The sequence below is a fragment of the Ilumatobacter sp. genome (assembly GCF_039969435.1).
In the GTDB taxonomy this organism is placed as follows: domain Bacteria; phylum Actinomycetota; class Acidimicrobiia; order Acidimicrobiales; family Ilumatobacteraceae; genus Ilumatobacter_A.
The window spans coordinates 1-25,950 of the sequence record NZ_JBDVNU010000017.1 but is presented as its reverse complement, the minus strand read 5'-3'; the positions used below and the strand labels follow the sequence as shown (position 1 = coordinate 25,950).

Annotated in this window: 22 protein-coding genes and 1 tRNA gene; 10 read left to right on the top strand and 13 right to left on the bottom strand. The window is 64.8% G+C overall.

Going from position 1 to position 25,950, the window contains the following annotated elements; all coding sequences use genetic code 11:
- Nucleotides 1-15: 15 nt before the first annotated feature.
- Together ABJK40_RS09035 and ABJK40_RS09030 are read left to right on the top strand one after the other, a co-directional pair.
- On the top strand, nt 16-1,299 hold the full coding sequence (locus ABJK40_RS09035; protein ID WP_348480433.1) for a DUF445 domain-containing protein: 1,284 nt from the start codon (nt 16-18) through the stop codon (nt 1,297-1,299).
- A 33-nt stretch (nt 1,300-1,332) separates the two neighbouring features.
- Nucleotides 1,333-1,420 (top strand) — tRNA-Ser (locus ABJK40_RS09030).
- Between the two features lie 866 nt (nt 1,421-2,286).
- Here the strand turns inward: ABJK40_RS09030 and ABJK40_RS09025 are convergent.
- On the bottom strand, nt 2,287-2,442 hold the full coding sequence (locus tag ABJK40_RS09025; protein WP_348480432.1) for a hypothetical protein: 156 nt from the start codon (nt 2,440-2,442) through the stop codon (nt 2,287-2,289).
- Between the two features lie 63 nt (nt 2,443-2,505).
- Here ABJK40_RS09025 and ABJK40_RS09020 point away from each other — a divergent pair, with 63 nt between their 5' ends.
- Nucleotides 2,506-2,958, top strand: coding sequence for a sigma factor (locus ABJK40_RS09020; RefSeq protein WP_348480431.1), 453 nt, complete (start codon nt 2,506-2,508; stop codon nt 2,956-2,958).
- The gene (locus ABJK40_RS09015) at nt 2,955-3,848 is read left to right on the top strand and encodes a hypothetical protein (RefSeq protein WP_348480430.1); all 894 of its coding nucleotides are present in this window, start codon (nt 2,955-2,957) and stop codon (nt 3,846-3,848) included. The genes ABJK40_RS09020 and ABJK40_RS09015 overlap by 4 nt, the downstream gene beginning before the upstream one ends.
- A 911-nt stretch (nt 3,849-4,759) precedes the next feature.
- Here the strand turns inward: ABJK40_RS09015 and ABJK40_RS09010 are convergent.
- The 4 genes from ABJK40_RS09010 to ABJK40_RS08995 all read right to left on the bottom strand — a co-directional run bounded on the left by ABJK40_RS09010 (nt 4,760) and on the right by ABJK40_RS08995 (nt 8,500).
- A complete protein-coding gene (locus tag ABJK40_RS09010) occupies nt 4,760-5,617 on the bottom strand; it encodes a hypothetical protein (RefSeq protein ID WP_348480429.1) in 858 nt (285 codons plus the stop codon).
- A gap of 32 nt (nt 5,618-5,649) precedes the next feature.
- Entirely contained in the window at nt 5,650-6,555 is a 906-nt protein-coding gene (locus tag ABJK40_RS09005; RefSeq protein WP_348480428.1) for an ATP-binding cassette domain-containing protein, read from the bottom strand.
- A gap of 140 nt (nt 6,556-6,695) precedes the next feature.
- Nucleotides 6,696-7,361, bottom strand: coding sequence for a response regulator transcription factor (locus tag ABJK40_RS09000; RefSeq protein ID WP_348480427.1), 666 nt, complete (start codon nt 7,359-7,361; stop codon nt 6,696-6,698).
- Nucleotides 7,358-8,500 (bottom strand): sensor histidine kinase, encoded by a 1,143-nt coding sequence (locus ABJK40_RS08995; RefSeq protein WP_348480426.1) that lies wholly within the window; start codon nt 8,498-8,500, stop codon nt 7,358-7,360. Before ABJK40_RS08995 ends, ABJK40_RS09000 begins: the two co-directional genes overlap by 4 nt.
- Before the next feature lie 489 nt (nt 8,501-8,989).
- Here ABJK40_RS08995 and ABJK40_RS08990 point away from each other — a divergent pair, with 489 nt between their 5' ends.
- The 5 genes from ABJK40_RS08990 to ABJK40_RS08970 all read left to right on the top strand — a co-directional run bounded on the left by ABJK40_RS08990 (nt 8,990) and on the right by ABJK40_RS08970 (nt 14,006).
- Nucleotides 8,990-9,700, top strand: coding sequence for a hypothetical protein (locus tag ABJK40_RS08990; protein ID WP_348480425.1), 711 nt, complete (start codon nt 8,990-8,992; stop codon nt 9,698-9,700).
- Nucleotides 9,701-9,869: 169 nt separating this feature from the next.
- Nucleotides 9,870-10,730 (top strand): hypothetical protein, encoded by an 861-nt coding sequence (locus ABJK40_RS08985; protein ID WP_348480424.1) that lies wholly within the window; start codon nt 9,870-9,872, stop codon nt 10,728-10,730.
- Between the two features lie 244 nt (nt 10,731-10,974).
- Nucleotides 10,975-11,142 (top strand): hypothetical protein, encoded by a 168-nt coding sequence (locus tag ABJK40_RS08980; protein ID WP_348480423.1) that lies wholly within the window; start codon nt 10,975-10,977, stop codon nt 11,140-11,142.
- 33 nt (nt 11,143-11,175) lie between these two features.
- Nucleotides 11,176-12,618: a DUF4389 domain-containing protein gene (locus ABJK40_RS08975; protein ID WP_348480422.1), complete on the top strand. Its 1,443-nt coding sequence runs from the start codon at nt 11,176-11,178 to the stop codon at nt 12,616-12,618.
- A gap of 110 nt (nt 12,619-12,728) precedes the next feature.
- The gene (locus tag ABJK40_RS08970) at nt 12,729-14,006 is read left to right on the top strand and encodes a dienelactone hydrolase family protein (protein WP_348480421.1); all 1,278 of its coding nucleotides are present in this window, start codon (nt 12,729-12,731) and stop codon (nt 14,004-14,006) included.
- 674 nt (nt 14,007-14,680) lie between these two features.
- Here ABJK40_RS08970 and ABJK40_RS08965 read toward each other — a convergent pair.
- From ABJK40_RS08965 to ABJK40_RS08940, 6 genes are all read right to left on the bottom strand, one after another.
- Nucleotides 14,681-15,688, bottom strand: coding sequence for a LacI family DNA-binding transcriptional regulator (locus ABJK40_RS08965; RefSeq protein WP_348480420.1), 1,008 nt, complete (start codon nt 15,686-15,688; stop codon nt 14,681-14,683).
- Nucleotides 15,689-15,761: 73 nt separating this feature from the next.
- Nucleotides 15,762-16,445, bottom strand: a complete 684-nt coding sequence (locus ABJK40_RS08960; RefSeq protein WP_348480419.1) for a nucleoside/nucleotide kinase family protein — start codon at nt 16,443-16,445, stop codon at nt 15,762-15,764.
- Nucleotides 16,446-16,518: 73 nt separating this feature from the next.
- Nucleotides 16,519-17,655, bottom strand: a complete 1,137-nt coding sequence (locus ABJK40_RS08955; RefSeq protein WP_348480418.1) for a substrate-binding domain-containing protein — start codon at nt 17,653-17,655, stop codon at nt 16,519-16,521.
- Nucleotides 17,652-18,800, bottom strand: coding sequence for an ABC transporter permease (locus ABJK40_RS08950; protein ID WP_348480417.1), 1,149 nt, complete (start codon nt 18,798-18,800; stop codon nt 17,652-17,654). Before ABJK40_RS08950 ends, ABJK40_RS08955 begins: the two co-directional genes overlap by 4 nt.
- Nucleotides 18,797-21,364 carry an ATP-binding cassette domain-containing protein gene (locus ABJK40_RS08945; RefSeq protein WP_348480416.1) on the bottom strand — a complete coding sequence of 856 codons (2,568 nt, stop codon included), beginning with the start codon at nt 21,362-21,364 and terminating at the stop codon, nt 18,797-18,799. The genes ABJK40_RS08950 and ABJK40_RS08945 overlap by 4 nt, the downstream gene beginning before the upstream one ends.
- A 566-nt stretch (nt 21,365-21,930) precedes the next feature.
- On the bottom strand, nt 21,931-22,344 hold the full coding sequence (locus tag ABJK40_RS08940) for a hypothetical protein (protein ID WP_348510238.1): 414 nt from the start codon (nt 22,342-22,344) through the stop codon (nt 21,931-21,933).
- A 503-nt stretch (nt 22,345-22,847) separates the two neighbouring features.
- On the opposite strand from ABJK40_RS08940, the gene ABJK40_RS08935 reads away from it, so the two are divergent.
- Nucleotides 22,848-23,936, top strand: a complete 1,089-nt coding sequence (locus ABJK40_RS08935; protein ID WP_348480414.1) for a GGDEF domain-containing protein — start codon at nt 22,848-22,850, stop codon at nt 23,934-23,936.
- A 698-nt stretch (nt 23,937-24,634) separates the two neighbouring features.
- On the opposite strand, the gene ABJK40_RS08930 is transcribed toward ABJK40_RS08935, so the two are convergent.
- Nucleotides 24,635-25,306, bottom strand: coding sequence for a cation transporter (locus tag ABJK40_RS08930; protein ID WP_348480413.1), 672 nt, complete (start codon nt 25,304-25,306; stop codon nt 24,635-24,637).
- Nucleotides 25,296-25,598, bottom strand: a complete 303-nt coding sequence (locus ABJK40_RS08925; protein ID WP_348480412.1) for a metalloregulator ArsR/SmtB family transcription factor — start codon at nt 25,596-25,598, stop codon at nt 25,296-25,298. Before ABJK40_RS08925 ends, ABJK40_RS08930 begins: the two co-directional genes overlap by 11 nt.
- Between the last annotated feature and the right edge of the window lie 352 nt (nt 25,599-25,950).

Below are 25,950 nucleotides of genomic sequence, written 5' to 3'. Positions count from 1 at the left end.
GTTACCGTCCGGGCGATGACCGCCTCGATGGCCGCGACCTCCGATCAGGCTCTGCTCGACAGTCCTGTCGACGCAGGTCGTCGCCACGATCTGCGTCGCATGAAGACAGTCGCCACCGCGTTGCTCGTCGTCGCTGCCGTGATCTACGTCGTGGCCAAGATCAACGAGGACTCCGCGACCTGGGTCGGCTACGTCCGGGCGGTGGCCGAGGCGGCGATGGTCGGCGCACTTGCCGACTGGTTCGCGGTCACGGCTCTGTTCCGCCACCCGCTCGGACTCCCGATCCCCCACACCGCGATCATCCGCAAGCGCAAGGACGACATCGGCCGCAGCCTCGGCGACTTCGTCGAGTCCAACTTCCTGACCGTCGAGGTGATCGACGAGCGACTCCGAGGCGCCGAGATCGGTCGGCGCGCCGGCGAATGGCTCGCCGACCCGTCCCACGCCGAGCGCGCGGGCGACGCGATCGCCGACGTCGTGCGCGGTGGGCTCGAAGTGCTCGACGACGGGGAGATCCAGGCCGGGCTGGAACACGTCGTGCGGACGCGGATCGACGCCACGCAGGTCGCGCCCCTCGTCGGTCGGGCGGTCGAGCTGACGGCCGACGGCGGGTACGTGCAACGCCTGCTCGACGGTGTGCTCAGCGGGCTGGGGAAGTACCTCGACGACAACCGGGAGACGTTGCGCAAGCGCCTCCACGACGAATCACCGCGTTGGGTGCCCGAGCGGATCGACGACCGCGTCTTCGCCAAGGTCTACGACATCGCCGAGCGCCTCATCACCGATGTCCGCTCCTCACCGGACCACGAACTCCGCAGCAGCGTCGACGTCCGGGTCGCCGATCTCGCCCATCGCCTCCGACACGACCCCGAGATGCACGCCAAGGGAGAGGTGTGGAAGCAGGAGTTGCTCGACCACCCCGAGGTCCGGCGCTGGATCGAATCGCTGTGGGGCGAGGTGAAGCAGGGGATGTTGTCGGCCGCCGACGACCGCGAGAGCGAGCTGCGACGTCGGATCGTGGGGAGCCTGCAGCAACTCGGCCACCGCTTGGCAACCGAACCGGAGTTGCAGACGAAGGTCGACGAGTGGGTCGCCTCGGCGCTCGGACACCTCGTGGTCAACTACCGCACCGAGGTGAGCGAGATCATCTCGTCGACCGTCGAGCGGTGGGATGCGGAGTCCACCGCCGACAAGCTCGAACTCCAGGTCGGCCGCGACCTGCAGTTCATCCGGATCAACGGCACGATCGTCGGCGGCATGGCCGGGTTCGTCATCCACGCCGTCGGTCAACTCCTCTGAAGGTTGCCACTGCGAGCCGTTAGCGTGGTGGACGGAACGGTGGCAGAGCGGACGAATGCACCCGCCTTGAAAGCGGACGAGTCGACAGGCTCCGGGGGTTCGAATCCCCCCCGTTCCGCCAATCAGTAGTGCTGTGACCAGGCGTTGAACCGATGGCAGAGCCATCGGTACAGGCACGATCTGGCACTGTCTCTCGCTCGAAACCGACCCGGAATCTTCTTCGGGTTCCCGGTTGCACCGGACCGTCGAGCGTGCGAACATCTCGCTGGACCCTGCCGAGGTGCCAAGCGATCGGCTCGTGGGAAGCCGATAGTCAATTCCCTTCTCAGATCTGACGGGCGCAGGACGTTCATGTTGGGTTGCAGGAGGAGCGATGACGGTTCGACCAATCCCAGAGACCACAACTACCGCACCCTCGGGTGTCGTCGTGTCGCCTCGCCTCGTTTCCATCGGCGTCGTGATCGCAGGTTCGTTCGGACTCTTGTTGCTCCGGCTCGGCCTCGTCGTCGCACCGCTGCTCGCAGTGTCCACTGTCGTGCTCGCGGCGGCGCTCGTCGATGAACTGAGCGGCCGGATTCCGAACCGACTGGTCATCGCTGCTCTCTGTCTCACAGCGGCAGGCATCCCCATCGTCGATCGCCCTTCGCGTTCTGACCGGATCTGCAATCAGCGGTGCGCCAGTTCTGTTCCTGATCTGGCTGCTCGACCCGGCCTTGATCGGGGGCGGTGATCTGGAAACTGCTCGCGACTGCGGGCGCAGCTCTCGGACTCCACCGACGCCGCGATCAGAGTCGCCTGTGAGAGTAGCTGTTCCGCACAGACGCTGTCCTTCCATGTAGAACGATCATCGAGCGAGAAGGAAGGAACCCGCTGACCGGCGTCTCGAGCTCGTCGACCACGAACTCCATGCGATGGAACGTGCAGCTACGGCCGATCGGCCATGCAGTCACTTCGTGATAGATCCAAAGGGACGAGCCGACTCGATGGTCAGGCCCCCAGGTCCATCAAGGCGAACAGTCGGTGGGGGTCGCCAGAGCCTGCTTCCACGACTTTGGTGGAGGCATCTGCACGTGCGACGAAGGCGACATCGACGATGCGGTCGACTTCGTGGAAGGAGCGGTAGACCGTGGCCAGCGACACCACGTTCAGAAAGTTTGGCGCAGATCCCCTGGCGGTGCCGTTCCAACAGGCATGCGATCGATGACGATGACCGATGACGAAGCGACGTTTCGTGAACACGCCGCCGAACTGACCCGTTACGCCGCTGCGATTGCAGGCCCGACCGACGCCGACGATGTCGTCGCCGACGCCTTCGCCGCCGCGTTCGCATCATCGCGGTGGCCCGCCATCGAGGACCGACGCGCTTACCTCTACCAGGCCGTACTCAACCAGGTCCGAGACCGCCACCGCAGCAACAGCCGTCGGCAACGACGAGAAGCTACGACGCACCGGACCGACGACACGTCAGACAGCGGTGTCCGACCCGAGGTGCTCGCCGTCATGAACGCCTTGACCACACGCCAACGCGCCGTGTTGTTCTGTCTCTATTGGCTCGATCTCGACGTTCTCCAGACAGCACACCGGCTCGACCTCTCCACCCGAACCGTCCAACGCGAGTCCCAGACCGCCCGCCGCCACATGAAAGCGCTCCTTCGATGAACGACCTCGACAACCAGATCCGCCGCGCATTCGACGAACTCGTCGACGCCGCTCCCCCACCACCCTCGGCTCCGAGCCCCATCGTGCGTTTCACGTCCGACCGCGAACCACGCAGCACCAGACTCCTCGCCGTCGCAGCGTCGGTCCTGGTCGTCGCCGCACTCGGAATGGTCGCGTACACACAGCGCAACGGCCCCGCCCCGACGATCTCCACCTCCGACCAGCCCTCTTCGTCCGAGATCGCCACGACAGCACCGTCCGCCGCCACGACACCAACGGCGGAGAACTCCGAACCGATCCTCATCCGAGAGGAGACCGGAGGAAGCCCGGACCCGGTCACATCGACCGAGTCGATCGCGTCCGTCGAGCCCGTCGACAGCAACCCCCCGGTCACAGCGCTCGAGCCGAGCCCGAGCGGCGAGTACCAGGTCGTCCCGTCGCCCACTTTCCCCGAAGCGACCGAACCGATTCCGGCGCTGGGCAGAGACTACGACGGCGTCCACTTCGCCTACCTCCACGAAGGTCCGATGCCCGACGGTCCGCTGCAACTCCGATTCGACGTCGTCCAGGCCTACTCAGGTCAAGCCTGCATCGACCGGTTCGGCGACGACTCACCCGATGTCTGCACTCCGTTCGGCACCGACGTCACCGGACGGGTCGATCAACTCGACCTCGCAGTCACCGACATCCCCATTTCGGTTCGCAACGTCGCAAGCGATGCGAACTACCGCATCTCCGGTACGGAGTTGATCGCACTCGTCAACGGATCGACGGCCTCACCGTCCGCGCCCGACGGCTTCATGTTCAGCAGCGGCTACGGCTTCCTTCTGACGTTCGACAACGGCACGCTGACCGGCATCGATCAGCCCGGTGCCCCGCAACCGGGCTGACATCGCCAACCGCTCACCTCACACACAGCCAGGTCGTAGCAGCGTCGGGATCACCCGGCTCCTCACCGGTCGGATCGTTCACGTCTTTCGCACGCGTATCTCGCCGGTGTGCCCGTCAGAACTGCCCGGTCGTGCCGATGACCCGAGCCTCACCGGGCCAATGAGAGCGACGTCAAGCGGCCGTAGCGCGCGCGAACGCAATCATGACGCGGAGCGAAGCGATTGCGAGCAAAGGGCCGGCCGGAACCAGCCCGTCGACCAGCGCCAACTCAAGCCGATCGCCTGGACGGTGCCGCTGAGCGGCAACTTGCCCCAGCCGTCGTCGTCGAGCCACGGGTGGAACGGCGTGTACGAAACCGTCGCTGCAACCCTCGGGAGGGTCACGGTGATGGTGCACGTCACGATGCCGGCTCGAAACCTGAGGGGTAACTCGGCGACACTGGACAGCGACGCGGCAGACGCAGTCGGGTCACTGGCCCACAGCCGGTCGACAATTCGAACCATCCGGTCGGACGGGCCCGGCGACGGACGTGTGAGCGGCGATGCGCTACCGATCCTCGTCCGGTGTCCGAGTTCGGTCGGGGTCAGCTGACTCGAGTCGCCGCCAACCATCCAGCACCAAGCGGATCACCAGCGCTGCGCCAACTGCGACGACGAGGATCATGGTGATCGACACATCGAACAGCAACGTTGCGATTCCCGCCACGATGAGCGCTGGAATGGCAACCAGTGTCGTGTGAGTTTCCCATGCGATGCCATCGACGAGCCAACCCCGAGTCGACGGTGTCGCATCGGTCGCCTTCGAGCGAATCTTCTTGCGGCTCGTCATGACGCGTGCTTCCACAACCAGGGTTCGCACCGTGTGGCGGTGCGGGAGGCTTTCCCAGAGGTTCGGCACCGATCGACCGTGATCAGGACACGTCGCGTCGGTAGAGGAGCACCGTCCCGGCCGCCAGTGCCAATGCTGCGTAGCCACCGAACAGGAACGCATTCTGCAACTTGCTCAGTTCGGCGGCGATCATCTCGGGACTGTCGGTTCCTGTTGCGGTGCCGAGCAGACCGTTGGCGGCACTGAACGGCAGGAACCGGTGGACGTCGGCCGGGATGAGGGCTCTGATGGTGATCTCGACGACGAACACCCAGATGAGCAGGATCGAGACCGCCGATGCGCTGTGGCGCAGGATCATCCCGATCCCGAGACCCAGGAGCGGGGCGAGTGCGGCGACGAAGAGCCCCCATAGTGCCTTGGCCGGCATCGTGGAGGTGTCGCCGCTGCCGAGGCCGCCGAGCAGCGTTCCACTCAGGCCGCCGATCATTCCCAGTGCGCCCATCGTCAGGCCGAAGCACGCTGCGATCGAGCCCTTGGCGGCGACGTTCACCCATCTGGCTGGCTGCGCGGTCATGGACGTCGCGATCGTGCCGTGCTGAACTTCGGAAGTGAACATCAAGGCGCCGGCGACGGCCGCCAGCACGATCGTGAGCCACGTCGAGAAGACGAACGTCTCAGCGATGTTGTACGGCTGGTCCGTGTCGGGGTCGATCTCGACGAACACGGCGAGGATCCACGACAGGAGCAAACCGATGACCGGTGTCAGCGCGACGATCCTGACGTTGGACCGGAGCGTCGTGAGCTTGATCCACTCGCTTCGCAGGGCGGTGGGCATCGATGCGACCTCGTCGCGTCGGTCACGTTCGCCGACTGAGTGCTTCGGCAACGGGAGTGAGTCGGGTGGCGCCGACGACATGGTGGGGGGTGTGGTGATGGTCATCGTTCTCTCGAGTGGTTGTTTCGGGTGGGGGTTCACGCGGAGGCGTACTCGGCGGTGGTGCCGGTCATGTCGAGGAGGATCTCTTCGAGCGAGCGTGAGGTCTCGCTGATCTCGATCACGTGGATGCGATGGTCGAACGCGATCTGGGACACCGTGGCGGTCGTGGTACCGCCAATCGAGAGTCGCTGGTCGATCACATCGATCGCCTCGATCTCGAGGTCGCGACGCTCGAGCAGTTCGGCGAGCTCGGCAAACCGGGGTGTGCGGACCATTACCGTTGAGTGGCCCCGGGCGAGTGTGCGGGCGACGGGCTCGGCGGCCAGCAACCGTCCACCGCCGACCACGACGAGGTCGTCGGCGAACATCTCGAGCTCACCGATCAGGTGGCTCGACACGAACACGGTCCCACCGGCCTTCGCGAACGCCGTGAGCGAGTTGCGTAGCCAACGGATCCCATCGGGGTCGAGACCGTTGGACGGCTCGTCGAGCAACAGCACCTCGGGATCGCCGAGCAAGGCCCCGGCGAGCGCCAGACGTTGGCGCATCCCCAAGGAGAAGGTGCCGGCGCGCTGGTCGGCGGCCTTCTCGAGCCCGACCTCGGCGAGTACCTCGTCGACTCGCCGGACGGGGATGGCGCTGAGTGCTGCGGTCGCGCGCAGGTGGTTCCGGGCGGTGCGGCCCGGGTGCATGCACCGAGCGTCGAGCACGGCACCGACGACCCTTGCCGGGCGGAGGAGCCGGGTGTAGTCGACGCCCTGATACCGGACGCCGCCATGGTCGGGTCGGGTGAGCCCGACCATCATGCGCATCGTGGTGGACTTGCCGGCGCCGTTCGGACCGACGAAGCCGGTGACACGGCCCGCTGCGACGTCGAAGGACATGTCGTCCACGGCGACCCGGTCGCCGTAGTGCTTGGTGAGAGACGAGACGGTGATCATGGGGTTCCATGATCACGAGGTGGGATCGTCGACACATCGGCTGATCGGCCCCATCGGAGTTGTCCTTTCGGCCAACCGGTCGAGCGAAGGTGCCGCCGCATCCAGGTGCGGCGAGATGCTGGCTCGTCGGCCCCTGACACCTAGTCGGGCGGGGCTTGCGTCCGTCCGGTTTCGGACGCCCACATCGCGATCTCGACGCGGTTCCGGGCGCCGAGCTTGTTCATGAGACTGGCGAGGTGGGCCTTGACGGTGCTCAGGCTGATGTGGAGTTCGTCGGCGATCTCGGCATTCGTTCGGCCCCGTGCGACTGTTGTCAGTACTTCTTCCTCTCGTGCCGTGAGTGGTTCGATCGGCTGCGGTGGCGCCGTCGTGGTCGGTGTTCGGGAGAAGGTGGCGAGCAGACGGGCGGTGATGCTGGGGGCGATCAGTGCGTCGCCCTCGGCAGCTGCATGAATTGCCTGAACGAGGAGTTCCTTGCCGGCGTCCTTGAGCAGGAAGCCTCTCGCTCCGGCCTTGAGGGCGCCGTGGACGTGTTCGTCGAGGTCGAAGGTGGTGATGATGATGATCGCGAGGGGGTCATCGACGTCGCGACCTGCCAACTGGTTGGTGGCTTCGATTCCGTCCATCACCGGCATCCGGATGTCGAACAGACACACGTCGGGGCGCAGCTTGCGAGCGAGATGGACAGCTTCGCGGCCGTTGTCGGCCTCTGCGATGACTTCGATGTCGGGTCGGCCGTCGAGGATCATCTTGAGCCCGCTGCGGATGATGTCCTGGTCGTCGGCGATGAGCACCCGGATCGTCACGTGGAGACGACCGCTCGAGGAAGTGTTGCTTCGATGGTCCAACCGCGGTTGGGTGACGGTCCGGCCTGGAACGTGCCTCCGAGCAGTGAGGCTCGTTCCGCCATCCCGATGAGTCCGTAGCCCGAACTGCTCCGCATGCTCGGGTCGCCGTCATCGGACACGGTCAGGTGCACGTCACCGGCGCGTCCGACGACGCGAACCGCCACGGAGGTCGCGTGGCGGGCGTGGCGGCGGGCGTTCGTGACCCCTTCTTGGACCATGCGGAACAGGCCCGCTTCGAGTGTTTGGCTCAGGTTGCCCAGATCGCCAGACAACTCGACATCGACGCGAGGCCCGGGCCCGGTGCTCTGACCGAAGCGAACGATGTCGTCGAGACCGGGTTGAGGAACGAGTTCGGGTCGCTCACCGTCGCGGAGGACGCCCACCATCTTTCGCATTTCGGCCAGCGTCTGTGACGCCGCTTCCTCGATCACTGCCAAGGCCCGCGCCGCAGCCTGTGGATCGCTCGAGAGCACTTCCTGAGCACCCTGAGCCTGCACCGCGATCGCCGACACGTGGTGGGCGACGGTGTCGTGCAGTTCCCGAGCGATGCGATTGCGCTCCGACATCTTCACCTCACGGATCCCAGCCGCGCGCCTGTCGCGCATCGAGCGGACCGCGAAGCCGGTCAGCACGATCAGGATGAACACCACCGGCAAACCGATTGCGCCGTCTTGTTGACGGAGATCCCCCGTGCTGCCCACCACCCCCGTCCCCACGCTGGCAACGCTCAGGCCGATGATCGCGTCGCGTCCCGAGGCCCAACGCACCAACGAGTACACGCTGAGCGTGATCACGCCGAAGTTGACGAACGTGCTCGTCACGCCCGCTGCCAGCATCGCGCCGTACAGGACGGTGTACGCGCCGAACACGATCACGGCGGTGCGCAGCGGATCAGTTCGCCGCCACAGCAATGCGACCGAGATCGGCACGACGACCGCAATCGTTGCCGCACGCCACGCGACCTCCGAGGAAAGCAGTCCTTCGGCAAGGCCGACAGCCATCAGACCCGGAACGACAACCGTGTCCCAGCGAGATGCGCCCGGCGGGTCAGGCGCAGCCGGCTCGGCCCACACGTCGCGCACGATGTTCGCTACCACGACTCCAGAGTAGAGAGTTCCGATGACGAGCGGATCGGCCAAAAGTGCAGGGTCCGCTCTGGCCGATCGGCCAGGAGGGGCAATGACCCGAGGCCTGACACCGCCGCAGCCTGTCGGCACGATTCAGATGACTGAGCTCGCCGCCTCCCGGGCCGCTCACGACAAGATCGACGCCCCATCGACGGGACGCGACCGCCGACCGGCCCGGCTGACGTCGATCGGGAGGGACTCTCAGCCGATCATGGTGTCGTCGGCGTCATCGGGACTCACCGGACCGGGTACTCGCGCACTGCTGGGCGCAGGGTTCGAACGGATCACCACCAACAGGCGCTCCTGGCCGTCCGGCCAGGAGCCTTCTGACCAATCGGCTGATGTGCACTGCCGGGCCTCCCGGGATCATGGCACGCAACGGGGCACACGGCTCCGAACGGACCTTCAGGAGACCGAACCATGTACGAACACCCGAAATCGACGAGATCGGCAAGATCATTGCGGCAGAACGCGACACGCTGGGCTCCGCTGATCGCAGGTGCCGCCATCGTCTCGATCTCGATCGCAGCTGCCGCCGATGCGTCATCGGGTACGAGGTCGACCGCCAGTGCGACGCAGAGCTCCGACATCGCCCGCACCAGCGACGTTGCCGCGATCGATGACACCGACTGCATGTACAGCGTCACCGTCGCCGGCGGGAACGCTTCACGTGAACTCAGTGCGGCGATGTCGACCGAGGCCACCGAATCGATCGTCCACGATGGCGTCGAACTCTCCATCGTCGATGAGCAGGACCGGGTGTCCGTCGGAGCATTGTGGAGCGCAGCAACGTACATCGTCGTCGAGGTCGACCAGACCCGCCGCTCCGATGTCATCGACGCCGTGACCGTCGCCATCGACGACCCGAACGTGTCATTCGACGACGATGCTGATTTCACGGCCGAGTTCCAAGGTGTCGAATGCGACCTCGGGGTCGCGCTCGGGGAAGGCATCGACCCGGACGACGTGTTCCACGGCGAGGCAAGCTTCGACCTCACGACCGATGACGGTCACTGCGAGCTCAGCGCAGAGTTCACCGAGGAAGGATTCGACTGGAAGGACATTCACCTCGGCGATATCGACCTCGGCGTGGACGAAGTCGACGGCACCTTCACGATCAGCCTCGACACGAACGGCGGCGTGTTCGACCTCGGCTGCTCCGACGACTAGGGGACTGCTGAACGGCCGGTGACTGTGCTTCGGCACGGAACTCGACGACACGAATCACGCGTCGCACGTCTCGTCTGCAGCAGCCCTGATCGACGGGTTCGTGTCACCGACCGACTCCACCTCTGGCATCTCCACTCCATTCCAACACGATCGCCCAGAAGGGACACCCATGAATCACCACCGCGACCGATTCGTCGCAGCCGTCTACGGCCTCGCAGCCCTCGCGCTTCTGACCGGGTGCGGATCGGACGAACTCTCCGCCACATCAGCCACCACCTCAGCAACGGCGGAGCCCTCGACGCCTTCGCTCACCTACGCAACACAGGGCACGCATGCGGTCGGCTATCAGGTCCTCACCACCACCGGCGCCCAGGAGCAACCCCTCACGCTGCGCACGTGGTACCCGGCACTTCGTCCCGACGACGATCAGCCTGCGACGATCACGTACACGGCGCCCGACAAGTTCGGCGAAGAGATCACGCCCGGCGAGGAGATCACCAGCGTCGGCTGCGCGATCGCCGACGCTCAACCGGAACAGACCGATGAGCCGTACCCGCTCGTCGTCTTCTCCCACGGCGACGCGCTCAGCCCGATCGTCCACAGCACGCTGGTCGAGCACTACGCGTCGAACGGCTACGTCGTGCTCGCTCCCGAACACAACGAGACCCTCGACGGGTCGCTCGACGGATTCTGTGAGGAACTGATCGACAGGCCTGTCGACATCGGTCGAACCATCGACGAGGCGGAACGACTCACCGAGCCCGGAGCACCGTTGGCCGGATTGATCGACATCGACAACGTCGCCGTCGTCGGCCACTCCTACGGCGGGTGCACCGCACTCGCGGCCGGGGGTGCACGGTTCGACTTCGCCGCCTTCACGGTCTGCTGCGCGGCACTGGCAACAGATGATCCCCTCAACTTCTTCTGCGCTCCCGTTCCCAACGAGGCGGACATGGCCATGCGAGCCGGACTCGACGAGGTCCCCCCGGTCTGTGGCCGTCGCTCGAAGACCCGCGAATCACGGCCGTGATCTCGATGGCCGGCGACTCATACCTCTTCGACCAACGCGGCCTCGCCGAGCTCGAGGTTCCCGTCATGGCCATGGGCGGAACCGTCGACGAAGCACTCCCTACTCGTGGGGTGCGAAACCCACCTACGACTACGCAACAGGCGACAACAAGACGCTCATCACCTTTCCCGGCGCCGGCCACTTTCTCTTCGTCGACCCGTGCGAGAACCTGCCCTGGGTCCGGAACTCGGTCTACGGCGACGCGATGTGCACCGATGCCATCTGGGACGAACGACCTCTCGACATCGTCGCGCACTACACCACCGCGTTCCATCGCGACACGCCCGACGCCGACTCCGAAGCTCGGGCCGCACTCGCCGGCCGGCAGCCCCGCCTCGACAACGTCGAGTACGTCACGACCAATCAGCCCTGACCGGCGACGGGCTACGACAGTAGGAGCTACTTCATGAAACCACGACGCGTCATCGCACTTGTCCTGGCGTCGATCATCGCGGTGGTTGGATCGGGGCTGCTCGCTGCGGGGGCCAGCGTCGGCTGGGCGTACGGCACCCAGCGCGACGATGCCGGATTCTTCACGACATCCAACGAGCGGTTCGAGACGGACAGCTACGCGCTGACCTCGGACCAGATCGACCTCGGTCAGCCAGGTCGCGATGACTGGTGGGCCGACCGCCACCTCGCGACGGTTCGGATCACCGTCGACGACGCCGCCACTCGCCCCGTGTTCGTTGGCATCGGACCCGCATCCGATGTGGAGGCCTTCCTCGCCGGCATCCCCCACGACGACATCACCGAGGTCGGCTTTGATCCGTTCTCGGTCGACTACCGCCGGGAGAACGGCGGTGGGACCTCCACGCCGGCACCTCCAACCGACCAGACATTCTGGGTTGCCCAGGCGACGGGCGAGCCCGGCCACAGCCTCACCTGGGACCTCGAGCCCGGCAGATGGGCAATCGTGGTGATGAACCCAGATGCGACGCCCGGTGTCGTCGCCGACATCGAACTCGGCTGGCAGGTCGGCTACCTCGTTCCGATCGCGATCGGTCTGGTGATCGGCGGCATCGTGCTGCTCGCGATGGCAGCGGCGATGATCATCGTCGGCGTCGGGCGCGCCAAGGTGGCCTCCGACACCGAACCGGCTGTCCCGCTGCCCATCGGAACGGCTCAGCCTGTTGCTCGACACACATCGTTGGTCGCGTCCCCGCTACGCATTGAGGGCCGACTCGACCCTGACCTGAGCCGCTGGAAATGGCTGGTGAAGTGGTTCCTGGCCATCCCCCACTTCGTGGTACTCGTGTTCCTCTGGGCCGCCTTCGTGGCGCTCACCTTGGTTGCATTCTTCGCCATCCTGTTCACGGGTCGATATCCGCGCTCGATCTTCGAGTTCAATGTCGGTGTCTTGCGATGGAGTTGGCGGGTGGCGTACTACGCGACCAACGTTCTCGGGACCGATCGGTATCCGCCCTTCACCCTGAAGGACGTGGAGTACCCGGCAACGCTCGATGTCGCCTACCCGGAGCGCCTGTCACGGCCTCTCGTGTTGGTCAAGTCATGGCTTCTCGCGATTCCGCACCTCCTCATCGTGTGGGCAGCGACGACCAGTTGGGGCGACGACGAAGCGCCATTCGTGTTCAGCGGGGGCTTGCTCGGTCTGACGGTCACGATCGCCGCGTTCATCCTCCTCTTCACGGGACGCTCTCCGATCGGGCTGTACGACCTGATCATGGGGGCAATGCGCTGGTCGTACCGCGTCGTCATCTATGTGGCGCTGATGACGGACGACTACCCGCCGTTCCGACTCGACCAGGGCGGCTCGGAACCGCCCGTCGACGGGCGTCCCAGTCCGTTGCCCATTGCTGACCTCGAACTCGCGGATGGTGTGTCATGACCGTGGCGGAGGTTCTCATCGTGCTGTGTGCTGCTGTTGCAGGCACCTCGGGGTGCCTCAGCGCTGCCGTTCGCCGTCGCGTCTGCGCGTTCGCGATTGGAAGTGCGGTCGTGATCGGAGTCCTTGTCGCGGTGATCGATCGCCTCCGGTTCCCTCTCGCCCTCCTCGCCGTCGGCTTGCTCGTCGCCGCATTGGCGGCCTTCAGGCTCCATCACCGGGTGCGGCGCGCGCTCGCCGTATCCGGCTCGGTCGTCTTGACGGCTCTCGCTGCTCTGGGTTTGTGGGCGCTGCCACGCGTCACCTTTCCGCAGACGACGGGTCCAGCCCAAGTCGGCACGACCCGGTTCGAGTGGACCGACGAGAGCAGAGGCGAGCCTGCGACATCGAACCCGAACGATCACCGCACGGTCGTCGTGCAGGCGTGGTACCCGGCCCGCCCGCGCCCAGACGACCGTCGTGCGCTGTACCTCGGCCGGACATCTGAAGAAGCCGCCACGACAGCGGCTGGCATCGCAGCAACCTACGGTGTGCCCGCTCTGCTGCTCCACGAAGCCGCTGTCGCTCGCACCCGCGCCTACCTCGACGCCGCACCCGAGCGGAATGAGCAGCGGTGGCCCATCGTCCTGTTCTCACCGGGCCTCGCTGGTTCGCGCGCCCAGAACACAGCTTGGGCGCAGGAACTGGCCAGCCACGGCTACTTCGTCGTCGCAGTCGACCACCCGTACGACTCGCCTGCGGTGGTCCTCGACGACGGAAGCGTCATCGCCACGACCGTACGCAGCACCGGCAACCGCACGACCGACAATCAGGTCACCGATCAGCTGACAGACGTGCGAGCCGCAGATCTGAGCTATGTGCTCGACCAGATCGACGCACTGCAGGGCGGTGCGCTTCGATCATCCTTCACCGGTCTGCTCGACACTCGATCAATCGCTGCCGTCGGACACTCGGTCGGCGGTGCGGCCGCAATTCAAGTCGCACAGCAGGACCCACGCGTCGATGCCATCATCAATCTCGACGGACTCCCTCGCAACGTCGTGCCCCAACGCTTCCCGCAGCCGATACTGGCCGTCGTCGCAGGCCGCGGGACTGGCAACGAACGAAGCGACGCCACGTATCGTCGAACGCTCAACGACGTGCTCCGCAACAGCGACGGCGGCGGCTTCTGCCTCACCGTCGACGGGGCCTCTCACCTGTCATTCACCGATGCACCGATGATCCTGCCACCACTCCCTTCTCTGATCGGCTCGGGCGGAAGACGCCACGCGCACGACATCACATCGCGTGCAACGCTGCTTTTCCTCGATGCGACACTACGAGGAAACAGCGACGACATCACCGGACCGCTGAGTGATCTCGGCGACCTCGACGTCGTCTGCGAAATCTGACCAGACCCGCCGATCGAGGCCCGCGAAGACATCGCTGCGTAGAAGGCGTCGGATGGGGCTCTCCATTGAATCGCCGGGTGTTCGCCGTCCGCTTTCATGCGCCGTCCAGTGACGCCGGACGGCCCGGCCTCCCGTGCAAGGCGCCACGAGACGCTGCAAGCTGGGTCGCGCTTGCAGAGATTCAGCAGCTCGCCGACGACACCGGCATGGACCTGTGGGCAGCCACTCCACAGTGAGTCGGCTCACCGCGGTCCTCGACGCGAACCTCCTTTACGGCATCACACCTACCGACCTTCCCGTCACTCTTGCGGTTCGAGACGTCCACGAGCTCGGTCGGCGGGGGATGTGGCGTCCGCGAAGATGCACTACTTCTTTCGGTCGCATTGCTGTGCGCTCCTGCGTCGGCGGCGATGGTCGACTCGTTGGGAACCGGCGGGCTGGTGGTGGTGTCGGATGGGTATCAGACTGTGAGAACTGGTGCGTCCTGTCGAACTTGCTGAGTATGAGGACCCTGTTCTGTTGTCGCGCCCGCGGTCGGGTGACGTGGCGGCGTTCGGTGAGTCGGTGCGAAGGAATCAGGTCAACTCCATTCCAACGATCGAGGGCTCGATACGCAGATCAGACTGTTGTCCGATCAGCCAATCACCACCAGTCGACGCCGTCTGGCCGACCACTCAGGCGTCAGCCGGATGCGGCACTGTTGAGCTGCGTACGATCATTTGAGGCGCGATGCGCTCGACCCGGCCGGCCATATTGGGTTCAGTCAACCGATCGCGGAGCAGTTGGACCGCTCGCTCCGCAAGCTCCTCGACGGGCTGGCGGACGGCAGTCAGGCGCGGGTGGAACAGGTCGGCCCATTCGAAGTCGTCGAACGACACCAGGCTGATGTCGTCCGGGATCTTCTTGCCGAGCGATACCAGTTGACGTACGACCTCGATCGTGATCAGGTTGTTTCCACCGATGATCGCTGTCGGTGGGTCGGCCGACGCCAACAGTCGCTCGACCGCGTGGGTGTCGAGTTCGTCATCTTCGACACCGTTTTCCACCGTGCCCTGCGATGCTCTGCCGGCTACTGACAGACCCGTTTCGAATCCGGCGACGCGTTCTTCGGTCGTGTAGAGCCCGCGCTTGCCGGCGATGAGACCGATGCGTTGGTGGCCGAGTGCGACCAGGTGCTCCACCACTGCCGACATCGCTTCGGTGTTCTCCACCCCGATTGCGTCGAACCGATCGTCGGGCGCCCAGGGAGGCACCCGGTCGATGAGGACCATCGGGATCGAGCGCCTGGCGATTGCGTCGATGGTGCGTTCCGGTTCGGCTGACGGTGCCAGCAGGATTGCGTCAGGGCGCCGGGCCAACAATTCACTGGTGACCTTCAACTCGCGCTGTGGATCGTCGTGGGTGTCGACGAGGATCAAGCTCATCCCGTCGTCGGTGACCTGACGTTCGATCAGGTGTACGAAGGTCCCGAAGTACGGGTTCGACATCGCGGAGATGCTCAACCCGATTGTGCCGGTCTTACCCGTGCGCAGAGAGCGGGCAATGCTGTCGTTGACGTAGCCGGTGTCCTCGATTGCGCGCTGTACTGCCTCCAATGCCTGGGGGCTGACATGGCGGGACCCGTTGATGACATGGGAAACGGTGGTTTGGGAGACGCCTGCGCGCTTGGCCACGTCGTGCATTGTCACCATCTCGCCGTTGTCTCCTACCGATGTTCCGTCGCAGTGCCGATGTCGTTCCGCTTGGTTGTCTCGATCATCCCTGTCGTTCGTCGCTCGGGGACGTTGGTCTCGCTGTAGTCAGTGTGCCATCTCCGTGCTCGATGATGACGAGATCCGCGCGGCTGCGTGTGGCGGCGACGAGATCGGCGTTCGATTGATCACTGCCCCGTACGAAGTGTTCCGACTCTTCGACCGTCTTCCCGAACTCGACGTGGCGGGCGATCAGCCGATCGACTCGGTTCGAGTCATCGTTCAGTTCGAGGTACCAGGTCTCGTCGAGGATCTCTGAGAGGTCTGACCATGGCGGAGCGGTGTGGAGAAGGTAGTTGCCTTCTACCAAGACAATGGGCACCTCCTTGCGCACTGCGATCGACCCGGCGATGGGGTCGTCGATTCCTCGGTCGAACCGTGGGGCGTAGACCACCGGCTCGAATTGATCGCGTAGACGACGCAGTAGAGCGACGAATCCGTCGGCGTCGAAGGTGTCGGGTGCGCCGCGACGCCTGTCGCGCGGCGTGCCTGCGATCACCGACGACGCCAGGTGGAATCCATCCATCGGCACCACCACGAGCTTCGAACCGAGTTGGTCGACGAGACGCGCACTGACGGTTGACTTGCCGACACCCGGCGCCCCGGTCAGGCCGATCAGATGGCGTTCATGTGGTTCGAGCCGGGTGAGTCGGTGGATCAGTGCGCTGATGTCGGGGGGTGGTGTCATGTGGGTCGAAGCCTGACGGGTCGACGGCGCAGTTGCGCCGTCGACCCTCTCGTGGGCTGCAGGATCGTCTCGATCAGAAGGCGAATTCGTCGACGTTCTCGGGAGTAACGATTTGAGCCGGGCCGAGGATGACCTCGCCGTCGTCACCCACCTCGAATTCGCCGAGTTCGCCGCCGTCGAACATGGTGCCGGCGCTGCCGTCGACGCCGCATTGTGAGACCGCCTTGGCTGCGTACATCGTCAGGTAGCCCAGGTCGGTGACGTTCCACCAGATGTCCTGCACGTCGCCGGTCTTGATGAAGTCCGAGATGAGTGAGGCTGGAGCGAGTCCGGTGAGCTTGACGTCACCGAGGTCTCCGGAGTCGGACAGGGCGGTCGCCGCTGCCGGCAGGCTGATCCCGGCCGGGATGATGATGCCCCCGAGGTCGGGATATTGGGTGACCAGTTCGACAGCGCGGGTGGCGCTCAGGTCAGCCTTCTCTTCGCCGTAGACGACGTCGACCAACTCCAGGCCTGGGAACTCGTCGGCCGCGAGACGTTCCTCCATGTTGGCGATCCAGGCATTCTGATTCACTGCGGTCTGCGTCGACGAGAGGATCGCGAACTGTCCTTCACCGTCGAGGAGTTCGTTCATGCTGTCGAGCATTTTCGTCCCGAGCTCAGACGCCTCGGCCTGGTTGATGAAAAGGGTCCGGGAGTCGGTGGCGACATCGGAGTCGAAGGCGATGACGTCGATTCCACGTTCACGAGCCTCGGCGAGTTCTGCCCTGGCGCTGTCGAGGTCGCTCCCCGCGATTGCGATCACGTCGACTTCGGAGCTGATCAACTGTTGGACGAACGGAATCTGCGCGGCGCCGGTCGCCTCGCTCGGCGAGGTGTAGATGATCTCGTCGCCCTGGCCGAGTTCGTCCGCCGCCTTCTGCATCCCGTCACGCACGGTCGTCATGTACGGGTCGTCACCGAGTTTCGGGATGATCCCGACCGTGATCGGGCCGGACTCGCATTCCCCGCTGGCCTCCGTGTCTCCTGCTTCCTCGGTGACTCCTGCGTCGTCGGCCGGCTCCTGGGTGGTTTCGACGTCGTCGGCGGGAGCGTCGGATGATTCGGTGGCGGTGTCGGCGTCGCTGCCGCACGCTGCGACCGCAAGTGCGAGCGTGGCGAGGACGGCGACTCCGCTGAGCCGGCGCCGGTGTGGTTTCGTGGGATTCATGAGGTGCTCCTCTGGTTATGGGTTGGTGTGGCGGTGGACGCGACATCAGGTCCGATGTCATGCGGTCTGGTGTTGTCGAACGAACGCTCGGCGACGGTTCGTTTGGTGGCGCGAGCGGCGCCGACTTTCGCGGCGACGTTGACGAGCAACAGCGACACGATCAAGACCACGCCGACGACGGCGGCCTGGCCGAAGGCGGCGACGTTTCGGAGTTGCAGGATGCTGCGCAGCACGATCACGACCACGAGTGCCCAGGCGACCCCTGTCAGGCGACCACGACCCCCGAGGAAGCTGATGCCACCGAGGAAACAGACGGTGACGACGTCGAGCTCGAAGCCGAACAGTCCGTCGGGTGATGCTGACGACGTGATGCCGGTCTGGATGATTCCTGCGATCGCGGCGGCGAGGCCGGATGCGACGAACAGCCGGAACAGAACAGATTCGGTGCGCACGCCTGAGTAGCGGGCTGTGTCGGGGTTGCCACCGATCGCATACACCCGCCGCCCGAAGACCGTGCGGTGCAGGATCATCCCGGCGATCGGGAGCAGGAGTAGGAACGGGACGATCGCGTACGGGATGAACGTGCCGGGCACCGACCCGTTGACGAAGTCGGTCAGTGGCTCGGGCATCCCGCTGACGGGGCTGCCACCGACGAGGACGTAGCACAGTCCACGAAACATCGCGAGCGTGCCGAGGGTGACGATGAGCGACGGCAACTTGAGCTTGGTGACGAGGACGCCGTTGAGTGAGCCGCACGCCGCTCCCGTCAGGAGGGCGACGACGATGGCGAGGGGGAACGGTGCTCCGGCCTCGACGCTCATCCCGAACGAGATGCCCGACAGGCCACCGATGCTCGCCACCGAGATGTCGATCTCGCGAGCGATGATGAGCATTGCGAGTGGCAGCACCATCAGCGCCTTGGCCGCCATTCGGGTGAGCGACGATTCCAGGTTGAACGAGTTGGTGAAGTTGTCGGTGGTGAAGACGGCGACGATGATGACGAGGATCGCGAACGCTCCGAGTAGCCAGTCCCACGAGGTGGCTCGCTCGACGAAACCGATTCGGGGGACCTCCCGGGCGGGGGTCTCCGCATCGGCGGGCAGGGTGGCTGTTGGCGGGGTGACGGTCGGGGTGTCGGAGCTCATCGCGCGACCGCCTTTCTCGTGTCGCTGAACCACTTGATGATCCCGTCGACGGAGACGGCGACGATGATCGCCGCACCGTAGATCGCGAGGAGATATTGGTCGTCGACTCCGGCGATGGTGAGGGACTTGCGGATGGCGAGCAGGCCGAGCGTGCCGACGGCGACACCGACCACGGTGCCGGCACCACCACGCAGCGCAACGCCGCCGACGACGACACCCGAGATGACAGTGAGCTCGAGCCCGTAGGCGACCTGACCGTCGACGTACGGGTAGAACGATGCCCACATCGCTCCGACAAGGCCAGCGAGCACACCGCAGGCGGTGAAGGAGCCGAGCACTCGACGCTTCACCCGAATTCCTACGAGTGCAGCGCCCTCCGGATTCGATCCGACGCAGTAGGTCTCACGTCCGCGTCGCAATCGGCGCATGGCGAAGCCGACACCGACGAACACGACGAGGCCGATGATGGCGATGATCGGAATGCCGAAGGGTTCGTGGCGGGTCCAGTCGAGCCATCCACCCGATTCGACGTCTCCCGGAGTCACACGGTCCCCACTCGACCACTCCGAGAGGATCCCTCGATAGACGGCGAGCGTGCCGAGTGTGACCACGATCGATGGAACCTCGCCGTATGCAACGAGCAAGCCGTTGACGAGGCCGGCCGCCAGCCCGATCGCCAGTGCGACACCGATGCCGAGAAAGATCGAAGAATTCGGTGAGCTCCGCATGGTCGCCGCAGCGCCGTACGCGGCGAGCGCGAGCGTTGACGCGACCGACAGGTCGATGTTGCGGGTGATGATCACCATCATTTCCCCGATGCCGACGATGCCGATCAGCGAGGCGTAGATGAACAAGTCACGTACGTTGGCGCCGGTATAGAAGTTCGTGTTGTACAGCGTGAGCGGAACGACGATCACCGCCAGGGCGGCGGCAAGGCCGAACTCGCGCTGCTTGACGAATCGACGAACCAGCGATGTCGCAGTTGACGTCGCTTCAGCGCTCGACGACGATGCCGTGTCGGGTGTGTCGATGACCGGGTCGGTAGTTGACGATGAACGATCGGCGACGCCGGTGAGGTCGTCGAGTTGGTCGTCCGGCGCGGAGCCGGTGGCGGCAAGCCCGATGTTGATCGGCGTGATGTCGTCACCTTCCAACTCGGCGGTCACGTCGCCGTGCTTGAGCACAAGCACCCGGTCGGAGTTGGCGATCAATTCGGGCATGTCCGACGAGATCACGATGATCGCGATTCCGGTCGACGCCAGTTCGTCGATGATCTTGTGCACCTCGGCCTTCGCCTGGATGTCGATGCCCTGGGTCGGCTCGTCGAGGATCAGCAGCTTCGGATTCGAAGCGAGCCACTTGGCCAGCACCACCTTTTGCTGGTTGCCTCCCGACAACGCACTGATTGGCTGCAGGAAGCTGTGGAAGCGGAGCTTCATCCGGTCGAGCGAGTCCCCGACCAGGTCGAGTTCCTCCGAGCGGCGCACCAGACCCTGCCGGGTCGTGTGGTCGATCATCGGCAGCGAGGCGTTGTCGAGAATCGGGAACTCGTTGATGATGCTCTGGCCGCGCCGGTCCTCCGACACGTAGGCGATTCCCCGGTGGATTGCGTCGGCGGGCGAGGTGATCTGGACGTGGTCGCCGAACAGCCGGATGGTCCCGGCATCGGGCTGCTGGATTCCGAAGATGGTCCGAGCGATCTCAGTGCGACCGGCGCCGACGAGCCCACCGAGACCGAGCACCTCGCCGGCTCGAACTTCGAAGGAGACGTCGCGGAATTCGCCGTCGACAGACAGCGAATCGACCGACAGCACCACGTCGCCTGGGGCGTACGCGGCACGCTTGGCGTCAAGATCGACGTGGCGCCCGACCATGTGTTGAACAACCTCGTTCCGGGTGGTCTCAGCAGTGCGGAGCTCGGTGACGAACGTGCCGTCGCGCAGGATCGTGACGCGGTCTGAGATGGCGAACACCTCCTCCAGGCGGTGGCCGACGAACATGATTGCCACGCCCTTGTCTCGCAGTTGCGAGACCACGCGGAAGAGCTGTTCCACCTCACCGGAGGTCAGCGCTGCCGTGGGTTCGTCGAGCACGAGTACCTTTGCGTCGGCGGCAAAGGCCTTGGCGATCTCGACGAGTTGCTGCTCCGATGTGCGCAACTGACGGGCTGGCGTTGACGGGTCGTAGCGGACGCCGAGCATCGTCAGGAGTTCTTGTGAGCGGACGCGCATCGCCTGATGATCGACGAGGCCGAAGCGATCGGTGAGTGGGTGGCCAGCGAACACGTTCTCGGCGAGACTGAGATCACCGAACAGGCTCGGGTGCTGATGCACGATGGCGATGCCGTGTGCCTGCGCATCGAGCGGCGAGTGGAAGGAGACGTCGTCGCCGTCCAGGGTGACGCTGCCCACGTCGGGCGGATACACGCCAGCGAGCATTTTCACACACGTGCTCTTGCCGGCCCCGTTCTCACCGACGAGCGCAACAACTTCGCCCGGGTACAAGTCGAATGTCGTCTCGGACACAGCGACCGTCGGCCCGAAGATCTTCCAGACGTCGCGCACCCCGGCGACGGGTCGCGTCGAACGGTTCGTCTTCCGGCTCGAATCGATGACCGAAGTCGATGATTTCCCCATCGCACATTCCCCTTAGCTTCCCCATCGCCGCTCCAGCACCTCCCAATTTCAGGGGCCGAGCTGGGCAACAGATGTGAAGATAACAGAAAGCATACGGTTGCGCAAACGTATGCTTCGGCGTCGTATCCGCCAGCCAGGGCCAAGTTTGTGTGGGATGGCCCCGCGATTGATCGCCCTGCGCGTCGAGCGATCAGTGACGAAGCGTGCGTGAGAGCTACTTCGGCAGCGTCTCGACGAGTCGACCTGCCTCGTCAGAGCTCAGTCGCCCGACGGCGTCCAACCGGCAACCCGCACGCAGCTCCCGCGCATTCCCGAGCGCCCGGCCGAGCACCGACGTGCCGTACTGATCGGCATACCGCCGTGCGGAGAGACGTGAACATGCGTGGGTTCGGTCAATCAGGCTGTGACCAGCAGAGTCAGCGAATGCCGGACCTGACCTCGTGTCGCGGCACGGCGTAGGCGGCCTTGGGCTCTCGGTGACAATCGTCGACGAATCACGTTGTTGCGAGTGCGGCAGCGAGATCGTCGACGAAGTCTGCGGCGTTGGTCCTGTCGAAGGTCGCCATCGACTGAAACCTGAACATCAGCGGAATGAAGGCGTTGATCGAGCCGCAGTGAATCGCCACACGCGAGAGTGTGATCGCATCGGCATCGACCGCCGGGCTGACCCCGCTGCAACTCGAGAGGTCGCGGGTGAAGAAGTTGATCTCGACGGTTCCGACGTCGGGCTGGTCACCGGTGCAGTCGTTGTTGTCACGAGAATCGTTGGCCAAAGCCATCCGGAGCGTGTCGCCCGGATTCACGGGTGGATCTCGCGACAGCAACTCGAGGACCCGGTACACAACGTCGACGGTGTCGACACCGAGTTCATCGGGAGCAACGTCAGGCATCGCGTCCACTTCTTGCATCGATGTGAGCATCACTCCATCGCTCGCTGACACGACCTGCATGATCGCCACCTCTTGGTCCGGTCGGGCGTCGGAGACGATCTCATCAACTGTCGTGTACATCGGACCGTCAGCCAACGACCCTCCGCCTTGGCATCGTCGCGGTGACTCGAGCATGTCGAAGTCGGGGCGCCCCTTCTCAGACGTTCCCCAGCACCCACCGGTTCTGCGATCTCACACACTTCTCGCCGCGCCCGCCGACGACCACGACCGAGCGGGTACCCGCTCGCCGAGCTGCCGATCGCGAGCAGTGGTGCGTTGAGATCGGAGCGCGATATCGAGCGGGTCGCGTGTCGGTGGATGCGATCGGAAATGGCCGAGCGCAGGCCACTACTGGCGGGCTGACGCTGTGTTCGTCGTCGGAACCCGGCATTGCGCCGTCTCTTGAACGTCTCACGTCTGAGCCAGTTGCGGATTGAAGCGAGTCTGATTCAAGCCGAGCTCTTCGTGTCCGATGAACAGACATGCGAGCAGAAGAGATCGAGAGCGTCGACGAACGACGCTTCGTCGAGATCGACTCTGCGTTGAAGCGTTTGAACATGACGATTGCCGTCGTAGTGGCCGGAGCTGCCGTGCTGTTCTTCGGTCGTTTCGGTGCGGAGTTCCTTGCCTTCGCGTCCCTTCCACTGCTGTGGTGGATCGGGCGGCGCTTCCTCCGCCTGCAACGCTTGATCGGACTTCGCAGGTGGAACGCCGCACTGATCAGCATCATCACCGCGTCGGTCGTGGGTGGCGCCGCGACGTCGGGCGGGCTCGGCAGTCCCGTCGTCTACTTCGCCGGTCTCATTGGGCTGTTCGCGCAAGCCACGTTTCCGAATGTCCTGTTCTCGAAAGTCGGTGGCCTCGTTGCGTTCTTGATGATCGCCGTTGTCGACCTCGCCCGCGGCGAGGCGATCGAACCGTTCGGTTTCACGGCTGCGGCCGTGATTGCCGGATACCTGCCGCTGATCGTTCGACAACTGGTCCAGGTCGAGCAGATCCAACGTCGCAGCGCCGTCCTCGACGTTCTCACGGGTTGCCTCAACCGGCGTTCGTTCGAAGATCACGCTGCTGAGCTCGATGCGCAGGCCCGCCTGACCGGTGCAGCGGTGGCGATCATCAGCTTCGACATCGATCACTTCAAAGCGGTGAACGACCAATGGGGCCACGCTGCGGGCGACCACGTGCTGGAGAACGTCGCGTACGTTGCTCGTAAACAACTTCGACGGTTTGAGCTGATGTTCCGAGTCGGCGGCGAGGAGTTCGTCGTGGTGCTGCCCGACACGGAGCCCGTCGATGCACTGACGATCGCGGAGAAGCTTCGGAGCAGCATCGAAACGACCTTGGCCGATGGAATCAGCGTCACCGCTTCTTTCGGTGTTGCCGTCGGATCAGATGGGATCGATGAGGTGCTCGCCCGGGCCGACGCATCGCTCTACAGCGCCAAGAAGTCAGGTCGGAACCGTGTGATCGGACCGGATGCGAAGGAGCTGAGCGAAAGCATCGAGACCCTAGATCCGCCGCAGGGGCGACGAATTCGTGACATTTGGCCCGGTGACACGATCCACACCTGACCTTCGACGACGTTGACGTGGATGACGCCGGATCAGGGCGCATATCGACATCGACCGACCCTGATCGGACCCATCCTGGATCCGGCAGTGAGAATCGCATCCATGAGGTCGTCGGGTCGTCGCACAATCTCGAGCACTTGGCCGAGCTCCGAGGTGCCGATCCTGAGGGGTCATGGCCAATCCCTGACGGTGTTGTTGTGCGTGGGTGCCTGACAATCTTCGACGGCCCAATTCATGCCCAGCAGTTGCTCGATCTTGGCGTGCCAGTCTCGGTCGGCTGCGGCGTGAACGGCTTGCCACCCGATGGGTGCGTTCCTTGCCGGTGCGTCGGCGTCACCGGGGCGGCAGGGCGCGGTCTACGGCGTGCTGTTCGAGGTCGGCAGGGATGGTCACTCGCTTCGAGAGTGGAGTTCGGGCTCGTCCGTCGTTCCCGATCGGGATTCGGCCGGTCAGCGACGCTGGCCCGGCAAGGAGCGCCCGCACGACTTGTCCGACGATCTCTGTCGGATCGCGTTCGATGACTCCACGGCGAAGCATCGCCAGGTGACTGCTGATGTGAATGATCGCGTCAGGTTGAGCGAGAACGTGTGCCCGCTCCAGATGGTGCCATCCGTCCGCTGTCTGGTCTCGAGCGAACGCTCGACGAGCACGATCTCGTTCGTTCCGGTAAGCGGCGCGCTGATCGGCCCCGTCGGTGTTCATGAGCAGCATTCGTCGGCGGACTCTGTCAGCAACGCTGTGGGCGGGGCGCAGCAAACATCGCCTCCCAACGCGTTGCGCCCTTCGCGCACTGCGAGTCCAGCGATGACGAGCCCGGCCAGAGGATCGGCCCAACTCCACCCCAGCCTCGAGTTGATCACCAGGCCGACGAGAAGGACGGCGGACAGGTAGCTGCACAACAGGAGTTGTTTGGAGTCGGCGACCACGCTGGTTGACCCCAGTTCCTCACCGGTGCGGCGCTCCAGAATCGAGGCGATCGGCATGATGATGAGGCTGAGCGCAGCAAGGCCGATCCCGAGCGAGCTGTGCGCTGCCTCGCGACCTCCCGCCAAGGACAGCACAGCATCGATGCTGACGTAGGCGGCGAGCGCGAAGAACGAGAACGCCACGATGCGCAGGGCGCGGTCTTCGCGATCAGCCGGTGTGTGGTGGGCGTACTGCCACGTGATCGCGAGGGCCGATGTCACCTCAACGATGGAGTCGAGGCCGAAACCCATGAGCGCAGTCGACGACGCAAGCGCGCCGGCAGTGATCGCGGTCGCCGCTTCCAGAGCGTTGTAGACGATCACGGCGCCGACGAGCCAGCGAACCCGGCGCTGCAGGGTCACCGTTCGGTCGACGGTGTCGACGGCGGCGAGGTCAGTGCTCACAGTCGGTCTCCACGACGACTTCGAGCAGGTTGCGGATCGCATGAGCGAGATTCGAGTCGGCGATGTCGTAACGGATCTGGCGTCCCTCGGCGGTTGCGCTCACGAGCCCGCACCCCCGCAGGCACGCGAGATGGTTGCTCATGTTGGATCGGGTCAAGCCGAGCGTTGCGGCCAACTCACCCGGGTAGCCCGGCCCGTCGAGAAGGGCAACGAGGATGTTGCAGCGGCCAGGGTCAGCGAGCGCTCGCCCAATCCGATGCAGCGCTTCATGGCGATCCGTAAGCGTCAGCACAGCCTGAACTATACAGCGACGCCTGAATGCCGCTTCGCCCGTGGAAGCAATCCATGCCGTCTTGCTGACCGCCTGCCCTTCACCGAACCCTCTCCGTGGTGACACGGAAACGTCACCGCATCGAGTTCATATCGAGCGCCTGCCCGAGCGCCGAGGTGCCGTTCACGAGCGTCTGTGTGGACGCTATATCTAGAGCATTCCGAGCGGATTGGGGGCTGCTGCACGGTTCGGTGACATCTGATCTGGCTTGCCCTCGGGGTGGGCCTGGAAGGATGTTGCTGTGCCGAAGCCATACCCGAAGGAGTTCCGCGACGATGTCGTGAGAGTCGCCCAGAACCGCGAGGAGGGGGTG

Bases quoted from the DNA above. Each gene is read 5' to 3' on its own strand.
- ABJK40_RS08935 (WP_348480414.1), top strand. From the start codon at position 22,848: ATGCGAGCAGAAGAGATCGAGAGCGTCGACGAACGACGCTTCGTCGAG.
- ABJK40_RS09010 (WP_348480429.1), bottom strand. From the start codon at position 5,617: ATGACCATCACCACACCCCCCACCATGTCGTCGGCGCCACCCGACTCA.
- ABJK40_RS08955 (WP_348480418.1), bottom strand. From the start codon at position 17,655: ATGAATCCCACGAAACCACACCGGCGCCGGCTCAGCGGAGTCGCCGTC.
- ABJK40_RS08985 (WP_348480424.1), top strand. From the start codon at position 9,870: ATGAATCACCACCGCGACCGATTCGTCGCAGCCGTCTACGGCCTCGCA.
- ABJK40_RS08960 (WP_348480419.1), bottom strand. From the start codon at position 16,445: ATGACACCACCCCCCGACATCAGCGCACTGATCCACCGACTCACCCGG.
- ABJK40_RS08950 (WP_348480417.1), bottom strand. From the start codon at position 18,800: ATGAGCTCCGACACCCCGACCGTCACCCCGCCAACAGCCACCCTGCCC.
- ABJK40_RS08940 (WP_348510238.1), bottom strand. From the start codon at position 22,344: ATGCAAGAAGTGGACGCGATGCCTGACGTTGCTCCCGATGAACTCGGT.
- ABJK40_RS09020 (WP_348480431.1), top strand. From the start codon at position 2,506: ATGACCGATGACGAAGCGACGTTTCGTGAACACGCCGCCGAACTGACC.
- ABJK40_RS09035 (WP_348480433.1), top strand. From the start codon at position 16: ATGACCGCCTCGATGGCCGCGACCTCCGATCAGGCTCTGCTCGACAGT.
- ABJK40_RS08965 (WP_348480420.1), bottom strand. From the start codon at position 15,688: ATGCACGACGTGGCCAAGCGCGCAGGCGTCTCCCAAACCACCGTTTCC.
- ABJK40_RS08980 (WP_348480423.1), top strand. From the start codon at position 10,975: ATGTGCACCGATGCCATCTGGGACGAACGACCTCTCGACATCGTCGCG.
- ABJK40_RS08975 (WP_348480422.1), top strand. From the start codon at position 11,176: ATGAAACCACGACGCGTCATCGCACTTGTCCTGGCGTCGATCATCGCG.
- ABJK40_RS09015 (WP_348480430.1), top strand. From the start codon at position 2,955: ATGAACGACCTCGACAACCAGATCCGCCGCGCATTCGACGAACTCGTC.
- ABJK40_RS09005 (WP_348480428.1), bottom strand. From the start codon at position 6,555: ATGATCACCGTCTCGTCTCTCACCAAGCACTACGGCGACCGGGTCGCC.